At 66.6% G+C, this 17,009-nt stretch carries 11 protein-coding genes; 6 read left to right on the forward strand and 5 right to left on the reverse strand.

Annotation, left to right across the window (positions count from 1 at the left end):
* Positions 1–199: 199 nt before the first annotated feature.
* Positions 200–2,326, reverse strand: coding sequence for a response regulator (locus tag KEG57_RS20845; RefSeq protein ID WP_272421387.1), 2,127 nt, complete (start codon positions 2,324–2,326; stop codon positions 200–202).
* A gap of 23 nt (positions 2,327–2,349) precedes the next feature.
* The gene (locus KEG57_RS20850; RefSeq protein ID WP_272421386.1) at positions 2,350–7,887 is read right to left on the reverse strand and encodes a HAMP domain-containing protein; all 5,538 of its coding nucleotides are present in this window, start codon (positions 7,885–7,887) and stop codon (positions 2,350–2,352) included.
* A 240-nt stretch (positions 7,888–8,127) separates the two neighbouring features.
* On the opposite strand from KEG57_RS20850, the gene KEG57_RS20855 reads away from it, so the two are divergent.
* Genes KEG57_RS20855 through KEG57_RS20865 form a run of 3 tightly spaced genes read left to right on the forward strand, consistent with a single transcriptional unit; the run spans position 8,128 to position 9,057 of the window.
* On the forward strand, positions 8,128–8,529 hold the full coding sequence (locus tag KEG57_RS20855; protein WP_272421385.1) for a winged helix-turn-helix domain-containing protein: 402 nt from the start codon (positions 8,128–8,130) through the stop codon (positions 8,527–8,529).
* Positions 8,522–8,779: a DUF5985 family protein gene (locus tag KEG57_RS20860; protein ID WP_272421384.1), complete on the forward strand. Its 258-nt coding sequence runs from the start codon at positions 8,522–8,524 to the stop codon at positions 8,777–8,779. Before KEG57_RS20855 ends, KEG57_RS20860 begins: the two co-directional genes overlap by 8 nt.
* On the forward strand, positions 8,776–9,057 hold the full coding sequence (locus KEG57_RS20865; protein ID WP_272421383.1) for a DUF5985 family protein: 282 nt from the start codon (positions 8,776–8,778) through the stop codon (positions 9,055–9,057). The genes KEG57_RS20860 and KEG57_RS20865 overlap by 4 nt, the downstream gene beginning before the upstream one ends.
* A 1-nt stretch (position 9,058) precedes the next feature.
* Here KEG57_RS20865 and KEG57_RS20870 read toward each other — a convergent pair whose 3' ends face one another.
* From KEG57_RS20870 to KEG57_RS20880, 3 genes are all read right to left on the reverse strand, one after another.
* Positions 9,059–9,790: a class I SAM-dependent methyltransferase gene (locus KEG57_RS20870; protein ID WP_272421382.1), complete on the reverse strand. Its 732-nt coding sequence runs from the start codon at positions 9,788–9,790 to the stop codon at positions 9,059–9,061.
* 14 nt (positions 9,791–9,804) lie between these two features.
* On the reverse strand, positions 9,805–11,514 hold the full coding sequence (locus tag KEG57_RS20875; RefSeq protein WP_272421381.1) for a hypothetical protein: 1,710 nt from the start codon (positions 11,512–11,514) through the stop codon (positions 9,805–9,807).
* A 114-nt stretch (positions 11,515–11,628) separates the two neighbouring features.
* Positions 11,629–12,690 (reverse strand): hypothetical protein, encoded by a 1,062-nt coding sequence (locus KEG57_RS20880; RefSeq protein WP_272421380.1) that lies wholly within the window; start codon positions 12,688–12,690, stop codon positions 11,629–11,631.
* Positions 12,691–12,823: 133 nt separating this feature from the next.
* On the opposite strand from KEG57_RS20880, the gene KEG57_RS20885 reads away from it, so the two are divergent.
* The 3 genes from KEG57_RS20885 (at position 12,824) to KEG57_RS20895 (ending at position 16,981) form a co-directional block, all read left to right on the forward strand.
* Positions 12,824–14,038, forward strand: a complete 1,215-nt coding sequence (locus KEG57_RS20885; RefSeq protein ID WP_272421379.1) for a hypothetical protein — start codon at positions 12,824–12,826, stop codon at positions 14,036–14,038.
* 328 nt (positions 14,039–14,366) lie between these two features.
* Complete coding sequence (locus KEG57_RS20890) at positions 14,367–16,049, forward strand: 1-acyl-sn-glycerol-3-phosphate acyltransferase (RefSeq protein ID WP_272421378.1); 1,683 nt, start codon at positions 14,367–14,369, stop codon at positions 16,047–16,049.
* Complete coding sequence (locus KEG57_RS20895; protein ID WP_272421377.1) at positions 16,046–16,981, forward strand: NAD(P)-binding domain-containing protein; 936 nt, start codon at positions 16,046–16,048, stop codon at positions 16,979–16,981. Before KEG57_RS20890 ends, KEG57_RS20895 begins: the two co-directional genes overlap by 4 nt.
* Positions 16,982–17,009 lie beyond the last annotated feature (28 nt).

Genomic DNA, 17,009 nt, shown 5'->3' on the forward strand with positions numbered 1-17,009 from the left:
GGCAAGTCCTCCGGAGGACCCCCCGGATCCGTCACCATCAGCCGCGGGCTCGAACGACTGGCACCCGCAGCAGAGATGCTACGGGTGCTCAGGGAGAATGGGCTCGCGAGATGAGACCAATGCTCAGGCCCTGGTTCGGGTCGAGGGGCGAATAGCCCCCGCGGGGCCCGGGGCAGCGCCCCGGCGCAGCGGCCCCAGGCTAGGCCTCGGTGAGCGGAATCCCGCAGAGATTCGCGATGAGCGAGACGAGTCGCCCGAGGTCCACCGGTTTCGGCACGTGCCGCTGGAATCCCGCGGCGAACGCGCGCTGGCTGTCCTCCGTGCGCGCATACGCCGTGAGCGCGATGGCCGGGGTTCGCCCGCCATACTCCGCGGGCAGCGTGCGGATGCTGCGGATCAGCGCATATCCATCCATCCCCGGCAATCCGATGTCGCTCACGAGCACGTCGGGTCGGGAGCGCGAAAGATCATCGAGGGCCTCGTCGCTCGACGCGGCGAGCGTCACGGTCGCGCCCTTCTCTTCGAGCACACGCCGCAAAAGCGCGCGCGCATCCTCCTCGTCGTCCACCACGAGCACCTTGAGCCCCGAAAGCCGCACCCGCTGCTCGTTCGCGGCCGCGGTCTCGTCCTCCGACGCACGCGTGGCAGGCGTGCTCCGGATGGGCAGCTCCACGGTGAACGTCGAACCTTTTCCGATTCCGTCGCTCACCGCGAAAATCGTCCCGCCGTGCGCCTGAACCATTTGCTTGACGAGCGCGAGCCCGAGGCCGAGCCCGCCATGCCGCCGCGCCGTGGACCCGTCCGCCTGCCGGAAGGCCTCGAAAATGTACGGCATGAACGAGGCATCGATGCCCTGCCCGGTATCCGTCACCCGGAGCAGGAGGTTCGAACCCGAAAGAAATGCGCTGAGCTCGACCGTGCCGTCCTTCGGCGTGAATTTGATCGCATTCGAGAGCAGGTTCCAGACGACCTGCTGGAGCCGTTCGGGATCACCGAGCGTGAAGCCGAGCGGGCCGAGCGCAATCGCTAGCTTCACGCCGCGCGCCTCCGCGACGGGCCGGAGGGATTCGACGGCTGCCTGCGTGACCTCCACGAGGTTCGTCGGCACCATGTCGAGTCGAAACTTGCCGCTCACGATCCGCGAGATGTCGAGCACATCGTCGATGATGCGCGCCTGCGCCCGTGCATTTCGCTCGATGACCGAGAGGGCCCGCTCGACCTGCGGCGGCGCTTTTTGCCGCGCGAGGACGGCCCAGCCGAGGATCGCATTGAGCGGCGTCCGGAGCTCGTGCGAGACCGTGGCGAGGAACTGGTCCTTCGCTTGGCTCGCGAGCTCCGCCTCGGCGCGCGCCGCGCGCTCGCGTTCGAGCAGCGCGGCGCGCTCGGCCTCGTGCGTCGCGCGCTGGAGGTGCCTGGCCACGGCCCAGGCCGCGCGCTCTGCCATCGCCGCAAAGAGCCGCTTTTCCGCCTCCGAGAAGCTCGAGGCGCGGTTCGATCCGATGAGCGCGACCCCGACGACCTCCCCGAAATGGAGGAGCGGCATGCCGTAAAGGGCGCGCGTGCTCCCCGATTGGAGGCAACCGCAATCGGGGAAAGTCGACGTGCCCTCCACCTCGACCGGCTGTTTGCCCGCGGCAATCGCCCCGCAGAGACCCTCACCGATCCGCACGGACATGCCCTCGTCCACCCCGTGCGGACCCACCGCGGCGCGCACGCGGAGCTCCTCGCCCTCCCGCAGCAGCACGGTCGCCGTATCCGCGGCGTCGGCGGCGCCGAGGAAAATATCGAGCAGCTCGCGCAGGAGCACGCCGAGGTCGTCCGTGTCGAGCGCCGCGGTCGCGATACGCTCGAAGGCCACGAGCCTGCGCACGGCCTCGTCGCGCTCCCGCGTCCGCAATTCGACCTGCGCTTTGCGGATCTCTTCCCTTTGCTGGAAGAGATCCACGAACGCCTTCACGCGGGCGCGGAGCACGTCGACGTTGAACGGCTTCGTGATGTAATCCGCTGCGCCGATTGCATATCCGCGCCGCGCGTAGGCCTCGTCGCGATGGATGGCCGTCAAGAACAGGATTGGCACCTCGCGGCCGTGCTCGGTCGCGCGCATGCGGCGCGCGACCTCGAAGCCGTCCATGCCCGGCATCTGGACGTCGAGCAGCACGACGGCGAACGGCTCGCGACGCACGCATTCGAGTGCCTCGACCCCCGATTTCGCCTCCACGAGCCGCGCGCCGAGCGGCTTCAGCACCGCGGAGAGGGCGAGGAGGTTTGCCGGTGTATCGTCGACGAGCAAGACACTCGCGAGCGGCGTCGGTTGTTCCGCGTTCATGACTTCCTGGGGGGCCATCGGTTTCAATCGAGCTGGCTCGGGCCGACGTGCTTCTTGAACCGCCAGTCGTGAATCACGGCGAGCAGCCGCTCCGGATCGACGGGCTTCGTCACGTAATCGGAGGCCCCGGCCGCGAGCGCCTTCTCCCGATCACCCTTCATCGCCTTCGCGGTGAGCGAGATGATGGGAAGCGATTGGAACTGGATGATGTCGCGGATGGCGCGGGTCGCGGTGAGCCCGTCCATCTCCGGCATCATCGTGTCCATGAGCACGAGGTCGACGTCGGGATGCACCTGGAGCAATTCGAGCGCGATGCGCCCGTTCTCCGCGTGGAGCACCTCGATCTGGCGCGCCTCGAGCACCGTTCGGAGGGCGAACAGGTTGCGGTTGTCGTCGTCGACGAGCAGCACCTTCATCCCGCTGAAATCGACATCGGGCGGCAGTCGAAGGACGGTTGTGTCCGTCGACGGCGGCATGGCGCTCGATTCGTCGCGGTCCGGCGCCTCCGGTCCGACGTACGTCGCCGGCAGGTACAACGTGAAGGTGCTGCCCCGGGCCGGCGCGCTGACGACGTCGATCGTGCCGCCGAGCAGACGCGCAATTTCGCGGCTGATCGTGAGCCCGAGGCCCGTGCCGCCGTATTTGCGGCTCGTGGTCCCGTCGGCCTGCTGGAACGCCTCGAAGATGAGCTTTTGCTTCTCCGGCGGAATGCCGATCCCGGTGTCCTGCGCGGCGAAGCTGATCATCGTCTCCCCTCGATCCCCCGGCGCCACGGCGATCGTCATGGATACGCCGCCCTCGCTCGTGAACTTGAATGCGTTCGAGAGCAGGTTCTTCAGGATCTGCTGGAGCCGATTGACGTCGGTGTAAAGTGTCTCCGGCAGCCTGGGATCCATGCGTACCTCGAACGACAGCGACTTCTGATCGGCGACATGTCGGAACGTCTGCTCCAGGTAATCGCGGACGTCCGACAGGCGGAACGTCCTCGGATCGATCGGCATCTTGCCCGCCTCGACCTTCGAGAGATCGAGGATCTCGTTGATCAGCGCCAGGAGATCGTTGCCCGACGTGTACACCGTCTGCGCGAAGCGAACCTGCTCGGCCGTGAGATTGCCATGCTGGTTGTCCGCCAGCATCTTCGACAGAATCAGCAGGCTGTTCAGCGGCGTCCGGAGCTCGTGCGACATGTTCGCGAGGAACTCCGACTTGTACTTCGAGATGAGCTGGAGCTGTTCGGCCTTCTCCTCGAGGCTCAGGCTCGCGAGCTCCACCTCGTTGTTCTTGATTTCGAGGAGCTTCGCCTTTTCGTTGAGCTCCGCCGCCTGCGCTTCGAGCTCCGCGTTCGACTTCTTGAGCTGCTGCAAAAGCTCCTCCGTCCGCATGCTGGAGGAGATCATGTTGAGGATGACGCCGATGCTATCCATCAACTGGTCGAGGAACGCGAGGTGGTTCGCGATGAACGGCCTGAACGAGGCGAGCTCGATGACCGCCTTCGTCTCGCCCTCGAAGAGCACCGGCAAGACGACGACGCTCCGCGGCGGCGCCTCCCCCATGCCCGTTGCGATGTAAATGAACCCGTCGGGTACGTCGTGGAGCATGATGCGCTTCTTCTCGAACGCGCACTGCCCGATCAGGCTCTCTCCCAATCGATACGAATTCGACAAGTTCTTGCGACCGCCGAAACCGTAGCTCGCGATGAGGTGCAAGACGGGATCGCCGCTCGGGTCGCTCTCCATCATGTAAAACGCGCCGTGCTGGGCGTCCACGAGCGGGGTGAGCTCGGACATGATGAGCCGGGCGACGGAGACGATGCTGCGCTGGCCCTGCATCATGCTGGAGAACTTGGCGAGGTTCGTCTTGAGCCAGTCCTGCTCCTGGTTCTTGTGCGTCGTGTCCTTGAGGTTGCCGATCATCTGATTGATGTTGTCTTTCAGCGCGGCAACCTCGCCTTGCGCCTCGACCGTGATGTACCGGGTCAGATCGCCCTGCGCGACGGCGGTGGACACTTCGCCGATCGCGCGAACCTGCGCCGTCAGATTGCCGGCGAGCTGATTGACGTTATCGGTCAGATCGCGCCACGTGCCGGCCGCGCCTGGCACCTTCGCCTGGCCGCCGAGCTTGCCTTCGATACCGACCTCGCGCGCCACCGTGGTCACCTGATCGGCGAAGATACGCAGCGTGTCGGTCATGTTGTTGATCGTCTCGGCGAGCGCGGCGACCTCGCCCTTCGCTTCGAGGACGAACTTCTGGCTCAGATCGCCATTGGCGACCGCGGTCACGACCTTCACGATGCCGCGCACCTGCTTCGTCAGGTTCGAGGCCATGATATTGACGTTGTCGGTCAGGTCCTTCCAGACGCCGGAGACGCCGGGGACCTTGGCCTCCGCGCCGAGTTTGCCCTCGATACCGACCTCGCGCGCCACCGTGGTCACCTGATCGGCGAACGTGCGCAGCGTGTCGGTCATGTTGTTGATCGTTTCGGCGAGCGCGGCGACCTCGCCTTTTGCTTCGAGCACGAACTTCTGGCTCAGATCGCCGGTGGCGACCGCGGTCACGACCTTCACGATGCCGCGCACCTGCTTCGTCAGATTCGCGGCCATGACGTTGACGTTGTCGGTCAAATCCTTCCAGACGCCGGAGACGCCTTTCACGTCGGCCTGGCCGCCGAGCTTGCCTTCGGTGCCGACCTCTTTCGCGACGCGCGTCACCTCCGCGGCGAACGAATTGAGCTGGTCGACCATCTTGTTGATGACGTCCTTGATCTGAAGGATCTCGCCTTTGACGTCGACCGTGATTTTCTGCGTCAAATCGCCATTGGCGATGGCCGTCGCGACCTTCGACACGTCGCGGAGCTGAACCGTGAGGTTCGACGCCATGGCATTGACGTTGTCGGTCAGGTCCTTCCAGGTGCCATACACACCTTTGACGTCGGCCTGGCCGCCGAGCTTGCCTTCGGTGCCGACCTCCTTCGCGACGCGCGTCACCTCCGCGGCGAACGAATTCAGCGTGTCGACCATCGTATTGATGGTGCTCTTGAGCTCCAGGATCTCACCACGCGCGTCGACCGTGATCTTCTGCGAGAGGTCGCCTTTCGCGACGGCCGTCGTGACCTTCGCGATGTTACGGACCTGCGTGGTGAGGTTCGCCGCGAGGACGTTGACGTTATCGGTGAGGTCCTTCCACGTGCCGGAGACACCTTTGACGTCGGCCTGGCCGCCGAGCTTGCCTTCGGTGCCGACTTCTTTCGCGACGCGCGTCACTTCCGCGGCAAACGAGCGAAGCTGGCCGACCATGACGTTGATCGTGTTCTTCAGCTCCAGGATCTCGCCACGCGCGTCGACCGTGATCTTTTGCGAGAGATCGCCCCTCGCGACGGCGGTCGTCACGTTCGCGATGTTGCGCACCTGCACGGTGAGGTTCGCCGCGAGGACGTTGACGTTGTCCGTCAGGTCTTTCCACGTGCCGGAAATGCCCTTCACTTCGGCCTGGCCGCCGAGTTTGCCCTCGGTGCCGACTTCCTTCGCGACGCGCGTCACTTCCGCGGCGAACGAATTGAGCTGATCGACCATGACGTTGATCGTGTTCTTCAGCTCCAGAATCTCGCCGCGCGCGTCGACCGTGATCTTCTGCGAGAGATCGCCCTTGGCGACGGCGGTCGTGACATTCGCGATGTTGCGGACCTGCGTGGTGAGGTTCGCCGCGAGGACGTTGACGTTGTCCGTCAGGTCCTTCCACGTGCCCGACACGCCCTTCACATTGGCCTGACCGCCGAGTTTGCCCTCGGTACCGACCTCCTTCGCGACGCGCGTCACCTCCGCGGCGAAAGAGTTCAACTGGTCGACCATCTTGTTGATGACGTCCTTGATCTGGAGGATCTCGCCCTTGACGTCGACGGTGATCTTCTGCGTCAAATCGCCATTGGCAATGGCCGTCGCGACCTTCGACACGTCACGAAGCTGCACCGTCAAATTGGCCGCGAGACCATTGACGTTGTCCGTCAGGTCTTTCCACGTACCGGAGACGCCGCGCACCTCGGCCTGGCCGCCGAGCTTGCCTTCGTTGCCGACCTCTTTCGCGACGCGCGTCACCTCCGCGGCGAACGACGAGAGCTGGTCGACCATGACGTTGATCGTGTTCTTCAGCTCGAGGATCTCGCCGCGCGCGTCGACCGTGATCTTCTGCGAGAGGTCGCCCTTGGCGACCGCGGTCGTCACCTTCGCGATGTTACGCACCTGGGCCGTCAAATTGGCGGCGAGACCATTGACGTTGTCCGTCAGGTCCTTCCACGTGCCGGAGACGCCTTGCACCTCGGCCTGGCCGCCGAGCTTGCCCTCGTTGCCGACCTCCTTCGCGACGCGCGTGACTTCCGCGGCGAACGAGCGGAGCGTGTCGACCATGGTGTTGATGGTGTTCTTGAGCTCGTAGATCTCGCCGCGCGCGTCGACCGTGATCTTCTGCGAAAGGTCCCCATTGGCGACCGCGGTCGTGACCTTCGCGATGCTGCGGACCTGGGCCGTCAAATTGGCGGCGAGGCCGTTGACATTGTCGGTCAGGTCTTTCCACGTGCCGGAGACGCCTTTGACGTCCGCCTGCCCGCCGAGCTTGCCCTCGGTGCCGACTTCCTTCGCGACACGCGTCACCTCGGCCGCGAACGACGAGAGCTGATCGACCATGACGTTGATCGTGTTCTTCAGCTCGAGGATCTCGCCGCGCGCGTCGACCGTGATCTTCTGCGAAAGGTCGCCCTTGGCGACGGCGGTCGTCACTTTCGCGATGTTACGGACCTGCGCGGTCAGGTTCGCCGCGAGGCCATTGACGTTGTCCGTGAGGTCCTTCCACGTGCCGGAGACGCCTTTGACGTCCGCCTGGCCGCCGAGCTTGCCTTCGTTGCCGACTTCCTTCGCGACGCGCGTGACCTCGGCGGCGAACGAGTTCAACTGATCGACCATCGAGTTGACGGTGGTGCCGATACGAAGGAATTCGCCGCGCACCGGGCGACCGTCGATTTCCAGGACCATCTTCTGCGAGAGGTCGCCGCGGGCGACGGCCGTGATGACGCGCGCGACCTCGTTCGTCGGGGCCACGAGGTCGGAGATGAGCTGATTGACGGACGCCATGCAGCTCGCCCACGACCCCTTCGCGGGGCCGACGGAGGCGCGCTCGTGCATCTTTCCTTCCTGTCCGACGACCTTGCCCACGCGAACGAGCTCGCTCGTCATGTGCTCGTTCAGGCCGATGATGTCGTTCAGGAGCTCGCCCGTGCGGCTCAGAATCCCGTCCTTCTGGTATTCGAAGCGGACGGTGAAATCGCCTTGCTTGACGGCCTTCAGCACCTCCTGGAGGTGCTCGACCTCGGCGCGATTGTCGTCCGAGAGGCGCTCCCACTCCGCAATGGTCGAGGCCGCGCTGCGGCTCCGGGCGCTCCTGCCGAGGCCCCTCGCGCCATTCTTGGCCGTGCTTTTGCCGTGGAGATGGCCATCGATGCCGTTCGAGGTCTTGTGCGCGCCATTCGCGCGCACGGTCCGGCTCTGCTTGGAGACGACGACTTCTTTTGCGCTCATTCCTCGTTCCCCAGGGACGTCCTCGGTCCGCTGCACGACCACCCCCTGGATGAGCGGTCCTCACCCAGCGTGGTCGAGGAGCAGGCTTAGCTTTGTTCGGGGCGGCACGCTTGCATCATCCTGCATGAGGCCGGCACGTCCCTTGAAATTCGGAAATGCACGTTCCGCCCGCCTCGCAATGCTGTCGTCGCCTGGTTGCACCGTGTTCGCGCCGGTGGTACGCCCCACGCGGGAGCGACATTGGCCGAAGAGCGCCGATTACCCGACGAGGTCGCGCGGTTCATCGCCGACCACATCACTTCGGTGGAGCAACTGGAGATCCTGTTTCTCCTGCGCGGCGCCCCGGACGAAGACTGGAGCCCCCGCGCGGTATGCGAAGCCCTGCGCACGAGCGAGCAATCGGCGAGCCGCCGCCTGGCCGATCTGGAGGCGAGCGGCCTCCTCACCTCGCGCCTCGACTCCAAGCAACGCGTGTACCGGTACGCCCCAGCTTCGCCGTCGCTCGATGACGATGTCGCTCGTTTGTCGGCGGCTTACACCGAGCTCCGTTACAAGGTGCTCGAGAGCATCTTTTCGAACCCGATCTCCAACCTGCAGGTATATGCCGAGGGGTTTCGGTTCAGAAAGGATCGGGATGGCTGAGACCGTTTATTCGCTGTGCCTGCTGGCCAGCCTGGTCTGCGCGGCGCTTCTCCTCAAGAATTACAGGCACACGCGTCTGCGCCTCATCCTGTGGACGGGCCTCTGTTTCTCCGCGATGGCTCTGAACAACCTGCTGCTCCTCACGGACCTCTTGATCGGGCCGCTCGCCGATCTCTCCATTCCGCGCGTGGTGACCGCGGTCATCGCGGTGGGGCTCCTTCTTTACGGAATGATCACGGAGGTCACGTGATCCAGCTCCTCTCGGGTGTATTCGTCGGAATGGCCCTGGCCGTCTGCCTGTTTTTCGTGCGATTCTGGCGGAAGAGTCGCGAGCGGCTGTTCGCGCTGCTCGCGCTGGTCTTCGCCCTCCTCTCCGTCGAGCGCAGCGTCCTCGCGTTCGTCCCCGGCGGCTACGAGAGCCGTCACTGGATCTTCCTCGTCCGGCTGCTGGCGTTCGCGCTCCTCATCGCGGGCATCGTCGACAAGAATCGGCGCCAGCCGCACCGCGCCGTCCCGCGGGCGCGTTGATTCACTTCGTGCAGGAGAAGACCTCGGCGTGGGGGCGGCGTAGGTATTCGCTCCAGTAGTCGACCCCGAGCGCCGCGATGCCCTCCGGGGCGACCGCGGGCGGGTGCCAGACGATATCGCGGAAGCCAGCTTCGCGCAGGGCAATCTCGTAGGTGGTGCGTTTCCGGTAATAAGCCGAGATCGTGAACGGGAGCTCCGGCACCAGGCTCTTCACCGTGACGACGTCGCCGTCCTCGCCGGGCGACGCCGCTTCGAAGCCGTATTTCCGATAATACGACGTGTCTCGAAGCTCGATGTCGGGGCTCATGCAGATGGACACGAGGCGGCCGCCCGGCCCGAGCGACGCGTGGAGGCTCGTGCACATGTCGCGCAAGACCTCCCGCGACGGCGCGTAATGCAGGAGGTAAGTCGCGGCGACGATGTCGAAGGTGCCGAGGCCGCGGGCGTTCTGCGCATCGAGCACATGGTATTCGATGCCGAGCGGCTGTGATGCTTCGAGGTGGCGGGCATAATCGACCATGCCCTCGGAGTTGTCGATGCCGACGACGCGGGCCGCGCCGCGCTGCTTGAACCGACGGCTGTAGAGCCCCGTGCCACAGGCGACGTCGAGCACCGAGCGGCCCGTGATGTCGCCGAGCGCCTGGAAAAACGTGTACTCCTCGAAAAACTTCCGGAGCGGCATGTCGGCCGTCAGGTTCGTGATCGCCGCGAGCGTGTCGTACTGGCTTCCCATCTCGTTCCTTTCTTTCAAAGTTCGATCAGCGCCTGCGCCGCGACCAGGGGAATCGACGGCCGCGCGCTCGCCATGCTGGAGAAGCGCACGGCCGCGGGGTGTGGCACCCGCGCGAGCGTGTCGAGCTCGGTGGGACGCACCGATTGATACAAAACCTCCACCGTCACGCGTCGGATCGCGGCGCCGCCCTCGATCTTGTACGTGACGCGGTCGAAGCCGGGCTGGAACGTACCGTCGCCCGTGACGCCGACGGGCCCGATCCAGTCGATCCACGGATCCGCGCTCGACCAGCCCAGGGGAAGGAGGCGATTGTCCTTGACAAACCCAACCGAGGCGAGCGGCCGGTGCGTGGGGGCCCCGGTCGCGTCTTTGGCGATGGCCTCGTAGACCTGCACCTCGGATTCCTTGGTGACGACATCATGGTGCGGCAGGACCGAATCCGATCGATCGAGCCGCGCGCCGGCACGATCCACGAGCGCGCCCGTGGCGTCGAACCCGCCCGATTCGAAGAGCACCTCGCCGCCCGCGCCCTCGGCGCGCAGATGGATCCAGGCACGCCGGCTCGGATATCCGGTGGGGAACTTGTGCCCCGCGTGATTCTCCACTTGCACCTCGACGGCGAGCGCGCTGCCCTGCATCGACGCCGAGAGAATGCTCACGACCGCTCCCTCGGCGACGTGCGCCTCGGCCCGCGCCGCCGATTGTTCGAGCTCCTCGGGCGCCACGCCCGCGCCCGTCCATTCCGCGTTGTCCGCGAGGATCCGCAGCATGTAGGCATTCCCTCCGCTGAACCGATGCTGGCCGTACGGCGTGCGCGCGCCGAGCCCGGCGGGGAACTTGGCAATAGGCGAGGAGATGTCGACCTTCGCTCCGTCCTGCGTGGGCAAATGGCAGGTCGCGCAAGGAACACCCTCCGCGAACGTGGAGTTTTTCCACTCGAGGTAGGGCGCCTGCTCGAGGAAATCCCCTACACGCTGGTCGCCTTTCATGATGGGCACGAGCACGGTGTGGCACGTCGCGCAGACCTCGCTTTTCGTGATGTGCGCGGAGGCGGTGGGCGTGTAATTCACGATGAGCTGCATCGGGTCGACCTTGGGCACGAGGTGTGGGCCATAGATCTCCCGCTCGTATCCGATGACGAACCCGCCGCCGAAGCTCTGCGTTTTTCCGAGCCCGTCGTCGGCGATCTGGTGGCAAAGCGTGCAGGTCACGCCGTCGCGGGCGAGGTTTGCCTCTTTGCCGTCGCCCGCGACGAGGGCGTCGAACGTCAAATGCCCGCCCGCCTGCGCTTGCTCCTCGGACCCCGCCGGCGCATGGCAGCGCGTGCACGTCTCCTCGACGAACGCCTCGCGGCCCGAATGCTTGACGAGCTCCTCGCCGAAGACCGCGAGATAATAAGGATCCCGCGCCGCGAAGCCCATCATCGAGCTTCGCCACAGATACACCGGGGAAATGTCGTTCCCGGCGGCGTCGTGCATGACCGTGGTCTCCGGGCCGGCGAAGTGGCATTGCCCGCACTGGCTGCTCGTCGCAAAGCGGTCGGTGGTCGTGAGAACGACGGGCGGGAGCGGATCGAGCGGCGGGGGGAGCTCGACCTCTGGCTCGGGCTCGGGCCCAGGTGTGGTGCCGCCGCCGGGCGGCGTCTCCCCGCAGGAAAACCCGAGGGGCAAAAGAAGCAGCAAGACGCCTGCGCGAAGCGCGTATCGGGTGTTCGTCGCGTTCATGGCAGATTCCTCCGATCGGTGGGCCCGGACGACATCAAACCAGAGCCCCGCACGAGAGGCGATGACATTGTGCAAGCCGCGAGAATGATGACGGAACGCAACGGAAGGTGCCTCCTAACATTCTGGTACGATGTCCACGCCGCCGAAAAACTCGTCCACGAGGATCTTCCAGGCACGGCCATTCTCCTCGGGCCCGCATTTGAACGCCGTCTTCGCGAGTTTTTCGCCGCGGAGCACGGCGCGCGTCTCGCGGTAATACCGGGCGGCGAGGTCGGCGCCGTATTCGTTCACGGCGTCGCCGTTGTTCGGCTGGAAAGCGTAATACGTGCCGCCGCGGACCATCGTGGGCGTGGGCGCGTAGGGCGCGAGGCACGAGGGCTTCGTGCTGCATTTCTGGAGGATGGCGTCGTGGATCGATCCGAGCTTCTTGCGCGACCATTGCTCCGGCCCCGAGAGCCGCGCGGCGTCGTTCAGGTGGAAAATCTCGTGGAACAGGGTCTCCCGCACGGCCTCCGCGGAGCCGTGCAGCGAGCCCGAGACGTTGTACCCGATGCTCCAGCCGCTCGCGTAGGCCGACGGGGTCGTGCGGCCGACGGAGCGGAAAAACTTCCAGGAAATGGCGCGATGTCGATACTGGACGCCTGCCTTCGCGCGGGCGGCGACCGCGTCGAAGAAGGCGTCGAAATCGGCGCTCGCCTCGGCGACCCAGCCGAGGTGTTTTTCGTAGCGGCCGACGGGCAGCTCCGGGACGATACGAATCGAGCCGCGGAAGCCACCCTCCATCACGTAAGGCTCCTCGACGCCGACGACGCTGCCGGTCTTTTCGTAGAGCGAGAGCACGGTGGCCCGCGCGGAGGCGTGCCCGTCGTAGCGTTTTCCGAGCAGGCAACGAATTCGCGCCCGCGCGTCGGCTTCGGTGCAGGCCGCGGCGGCGGACGCCTCGCCCCGGAAGAGCAGCGTAACGGCTTCGTCCGCCGAAATGGCCGGGGGCGCGGGAACGCTCGCGGGAGCGGGCGCAGGCGCGGGCGCGGAGGCGGGCGCGGAGGCGGAGGCGGAGGCGGGAACGGCAGCGGATGCGGAGGCGGATGCAGGCGCCGGATCCGACGACACGGCCGGCGCCCCGCAGGCAGCAAGCAAAAGCGACGCGACGAATCGGGGTTTGGCCAGGCGTATCATTGTTCCATCGCCGGAGGTCCGGGCCGAGGGGCGGTCAAATTCTTGCCGGTAGCATACTGCGAGTCGTGACTTCCGAAAAGGCGTGGTAGGGTGTGAGCCGGCGTCCGGGTCCCGGTCGCCGATGGAGGACGACATGCTTCGTTTTGGCTTGGTTCGTGCTGGTGGGATGGTGGTGGCGGCCGCGGCGCTCGCGCTCGCGGCGTGTGGTGGAACAGTCGAGGGAGGCGGAGAAGGCGGGTCCGGCGGATCCGGCGCGCAAGGCGGCGTCGGTGGCGTCGGCGGCGTCGGTGGCGCCGGCGGCGTCGGCGGGACGGGCGGTACCGGCGGCATCGGGACGGGCGGGGCCGGCGGCGTCGGCGGCGCAGGCGGCGCGGGCGGTGCGGGTGGCGGCGGGCAAGGCGGCTCCGGCGGCAGCGGCGGGAACTTGCCCGATTGCTCCGGCGGCCCGGAGATCGTGCTCGCCATGAATCACATGCTGATCGGCGATACGGATCCGGACGGGACGGCGAATCCAGTGAACGCCTGGAAGCAATACGGAAGGAACATCGACGGGCTCGTGTCCACGAAGGAGTCGACCGGCCTCTGCAAGCCCGCCTTCGGCGGGTCGCCGGCCGCGGTGTATCCCGACGGGATCAATGGCATCGATAATGCGTTCGGAAAGAACGTGCTGCCCATTTTCCTTGGGCTCACCGCGGACTTGAGCGCGCGGACGAACGAGGCCATCGCGAACGGCGAATACACGTATCTGCTCTCGATGTCGAACGTCGGTCAGGAGGCGTGCACGACGTCGAGCAAGCTCTTCCTCGGCGGGAACCTGGGGCAAACACCGGCCTTCGACGGGACCGACGTCTGGCCGATCGACGTGTCGTCGCTCACGGATCCGGCCGATCCGACGTCGGCGATCTGCTCGTTCTCGTCCACGGCCATCACGCAGGGCGCGGTTGACACGATTTCGCCGAGCCAGCTCACGCTGCGGCTCAGGTTCCCGGACCTCTTCGACATGCACCTGCCCATTCATGAGGCCCGCATTTCGATGCAGCTCGACGCGAATCAGCAGGGCGCCACGGGCGGCCAGATCTCGGGCGTCATCTACACGCAGGACCTCACGGACGAGGTGGCGAAGCTGGCCTCCCAGTTCGACGAATCTTTCTGCGACCCGAGCAGCCCGACGCTGCAGAGCATCCTGAATCAGCTCCGCCAGGCCTCCGACATCATGAGCGACGGGACGCAGGATCCGACGAAGGAGTGTGATGCGATTTCGATCGGGATCGGCTTCACGATGAAGTCGACGCAGCTCGGGAGCGTGGTACCGGCCGTGCCGCCGCCGCCGGATCCGTGCGTGCCCTGAGGTAACGAGCGGCCATCGCAGGGGGGAGCCTAGAGCATCGACCGGTTCGATGCTCGGAAGATCGTGAAGCGATCTTCCCTCGGGGGGTGAATCGGCCGGGCTTTGCCCGGACGAGAGGGGGACGCGAGGCGTCCCCCTCGGGACAAGAGAGCTAGAACATCGAGCGGTTGCAAACCGATCGATGTTCTAGCGCTCTCCCACGCCCGATCGAAGAAGGCGGCAATCTTGCTCCGCCCTCCCTCGGACCTCCTGATCACGCAGAGTGCCCTCGCGGCCACGGCACATCGTGCTCGCGCTAGGCCGCGAAATTTTCTAGATCAAGAAGGCCATGCAGGACCACGCCCCCATCTTCGGGTTCAACGCGGCGCGGGAAGACATCGTGCGGACCGTGATCTCGCGCGTCGTGCTCTCCACGAGAGATCCCCTGCTCGCGCTGAACGACGCGGCTTACCACGAGACGAAGCGCCTCGAAGCCAGCAAGCGCGGGCCCGAGGAGCAGAAGGAGCTCGCCGAGTGGCAACGGCTCGCCCGCGCCTTGAGCCGCATGGACGACGGCGAACGGCGCCAGAAGCTCGTGGAGATCGTCGATCACATCGGCTGGGACGTGGCCGGGAACTTCGATCCACGCGTGTTCAAGGTGTCGTCGAAGCTCCTGCCGCCGATCGTGACGTACCTGCTCGCGCCGCGGACGCTCGTGCGCCTGGCCCGCGATCCGAGGCACCTCGTGAGCCTGTCGGCGCTCGATGACAAGGTGCGCGTCGAGGGGCCGGTCGAGGAGCTGCGCGAGCTTTCGCGGCACGGGACGGCGGTGTACGTCCCGACGCACCTCTCGAACATGGATTCGATCGTGTTCGGCTACGCGCTCGAGCGCGCCGGTCTGCCACCCGCGACCTACGGCGCCGGCAAGAACCTGTTCACGAACCCCGTGCTCTCGTTCTTCATGCACAACCTCGGCGCCTACCGCGTCGACCGGAGGGTCCGGCACAACCTCTACAAGGACGTGCTGAAGACGTACTCGTGCGTGCTGCTCGAGCGCGGCTACCACTCGCTGTTCTTCCCGGGCGGAACACGCTCGCGCTCGGGCGGCGTGGAGCGGCGGCTGAAGCTCGGGCTGATGGGCACGGCGATCGAGGCGTACGCGCGGACCTTGCTCGCGAACCGGGAGCGGCGCGTGTACTTCGTGCCCGCCACGATCAACTACCTCATCACGCTGGAGGCCGAGACGCTGATCGCGGACTTCCTCGCCGAGGCCGGCAAGGGGCGCTTCATCATCGAGGACGACGAGTCGTCGCGCCTCGGGCGCGTGACCGCGTTCATGCGCAAGATGTTCGACATGCAAGGCGCCGTGGTGATCCGCTTCGGCAAACCCATCGATCCCTTCGGCAACGTGGTCGACGAGCGTTGCCGATCGTTCGATCGGCGCGGGCGCGAGGTGGATCCCGCGAGTTACGTGAAGGATCTCGACGGGCGCGTGACGCTCGATCCGGTGCGCGATGCGCAGTACACGCGCGAGCTCGGCGACGAGATCTGCAAGGCCTACCTGCGCGACACGGTGGTGCTGGAGACGCACGTGGTCGCCGCCGCGAGCTTCGAGCGGCTGCGGCGCGCCTCGCCCGCCGGGGATCTCTTCACGGTGCTCCGGCAGCGCGACGTGGTCGTGGTGCCGCGCGACGATCTCGCGCGGGACGTGGTGAAGCTCCGCGATCGGCTGGTCGAGCTCGCGGATCGCGGGGAGATCGTGGTGGGCGGGTTTCTGCGGACCGCGTCGGGCGGCGACATCGTGGAACGCGCGCTCCGGGCCTTCGCCGGCTACCACGCCTCGCCCGTGCTCGCGTCGCGGGCGGACGGGATCGCGATCGTGGACACGAATCTATTGTTTTATTACCAGAACCGGCTCGCGGCCCACGGGATGGCCTGGGACGTCATCGCGCCCCCGGGCGTGCCGCCCGCGCGGCCGCCGGTCTTCGCCAAACCCGAGGCGCAAGAGGCGGCGCAGGGAGGTTTGTCGTGACAGAACAGAGCCAGACGCCGAGCGTGGGGATCGTGGGCGGCGGGCCCTGGGGGCGGGCGCTCGCGACGGCCGCGCGTCGGACGGGCGCGGAGGTGGTGCTGCACTCGCGGCGTGATCAGCCGGACAGCGATCCGGGGCTGCATGTGACGGTCGATTACGCGGAGGTCGCGAAGGCGCGGCTCGTGGTGATCGCGGTGCCGTCGTCGGTCGCGCGGAACGTGCTCAGGGCGCTCGGCGATCACCTCGGCGGGCAGCACCTCGTGGTGCACGGGGTGCGCGGGCTCGGGTCCGAGGAGCTCGAAACGGTGAGTGATCTCGTGCGGGAAGAGACGCCCGCGCGGCGGCTCGGCGCGCTCGGTGGGCCCGTGCAGGCGGGCGAGCTCATCGAGGGGCGGCCATCGGCGATGGTGATCGGGTCGCGGTTCCCCGAGGTGATCACGGCCGTGACGCGGGCGTTCCAGAGCCCGAGCCTGAGGGTGTACGGGACGAACGATCTGCGCGGGCTCGAGTGGGCCTCGGCGCTCGTCGGATGCCTGTCGATCGGGGTCGGCTACGCGGAAGAGGCGGGCGCGGGGCCGGGGCTTTTGGCGGCGCTGATCTCACGCGGGGTCGACGAGGCGGCGCGGCTCATGGCCGCCGCGGGCTGCGAGGAGCGGACGATGTTCGGGCTCGGCGGGTACGGCGATCTGCTCGCGTCGATCGCGCTCGAAGACCGGCCAGAGGTGGTGCTCGGCAAGGCGCTCGCGCGGAAGGTGCCGCTCGATCAGGCGATCGCGATGGCGAAGCTCCGCGTGGAGGCGATCCCGCTGATCCCGCGGATCGCGCGGTTCGCCGAGGAGCACCGCGTCACGGCGGGAACGTTCCGGGCGCTCTCGGACATCCTCGCCGGCGGGCGCCCGCAGGCCATGCTGGATCGCATGTTCGCAGGGTAGTCGCGAATCTGGACGGACCACGTCGAAA

The sequence above is a fragment of the Polyangium jinanense genome, assembly GCF_028435365.1.

Bases quoted from the DNA above. Each gene is read 5' to 3' on its own strand.
- KEG57_RS20845 (WP_272421387.1), bottom strand. From the start codon at position 2,326: ATGAACGCGGAACAACCGACGCCGCTCGCGAGTGTCTTGCTCGTCGAC.
- KEG57_RS20850 (WP_272421386.1), bottom strand. From the start codon at position 7,887: ATGAGCGCAAAAGAAGTCGTCGTCTCCAAGCAGAGCCGGACCGTGCGC.
- KEG57_RS20860 (WP_272421384.1), top strand. From the start codon at position 8,522: ATGGCTGAGACCGTTTATTCGCTGTGCCTGCTGGCCAGCCTGGTCTGC.
- KEG57_RS20870 (WP_272421382.1), bottom strand. From the start codon at position 9,790: ATGGGAAGCCAGTACGACACGCTCGCGGCGATCACGAACCTGACGGCC.
- KEG57_RS20875 (WP_272421381.1), bottom strand. From the start codon at position 11,514: ATGAACGCGACGAACACCCGATACGCGCTTCGCGCAGGCGTCTTGCTG.
- KEG57_RS20880 (WP_272421380.1), bottom strand. From the start codon at position 12,690: ATGATACGCCTGGCCAAACCCCGATTCGTCGCGTCGCTTTTGCTTGCT.
- KEG57_RS20885 (WP_272421379.1), top strand. From the start codon at position 12,824: ATGCTTCGTTTTGGCTTGGTTCGTGCTGGTGGGATGGTGGTGGCGGCC.
- KEG57_RS20890 (WP_272421378.1), top strand. From the start codon at position 14,367: ATGCAGGACCACGCCCCCATCTTCGGGTTCAACGCGGCGCGGGAAGAC.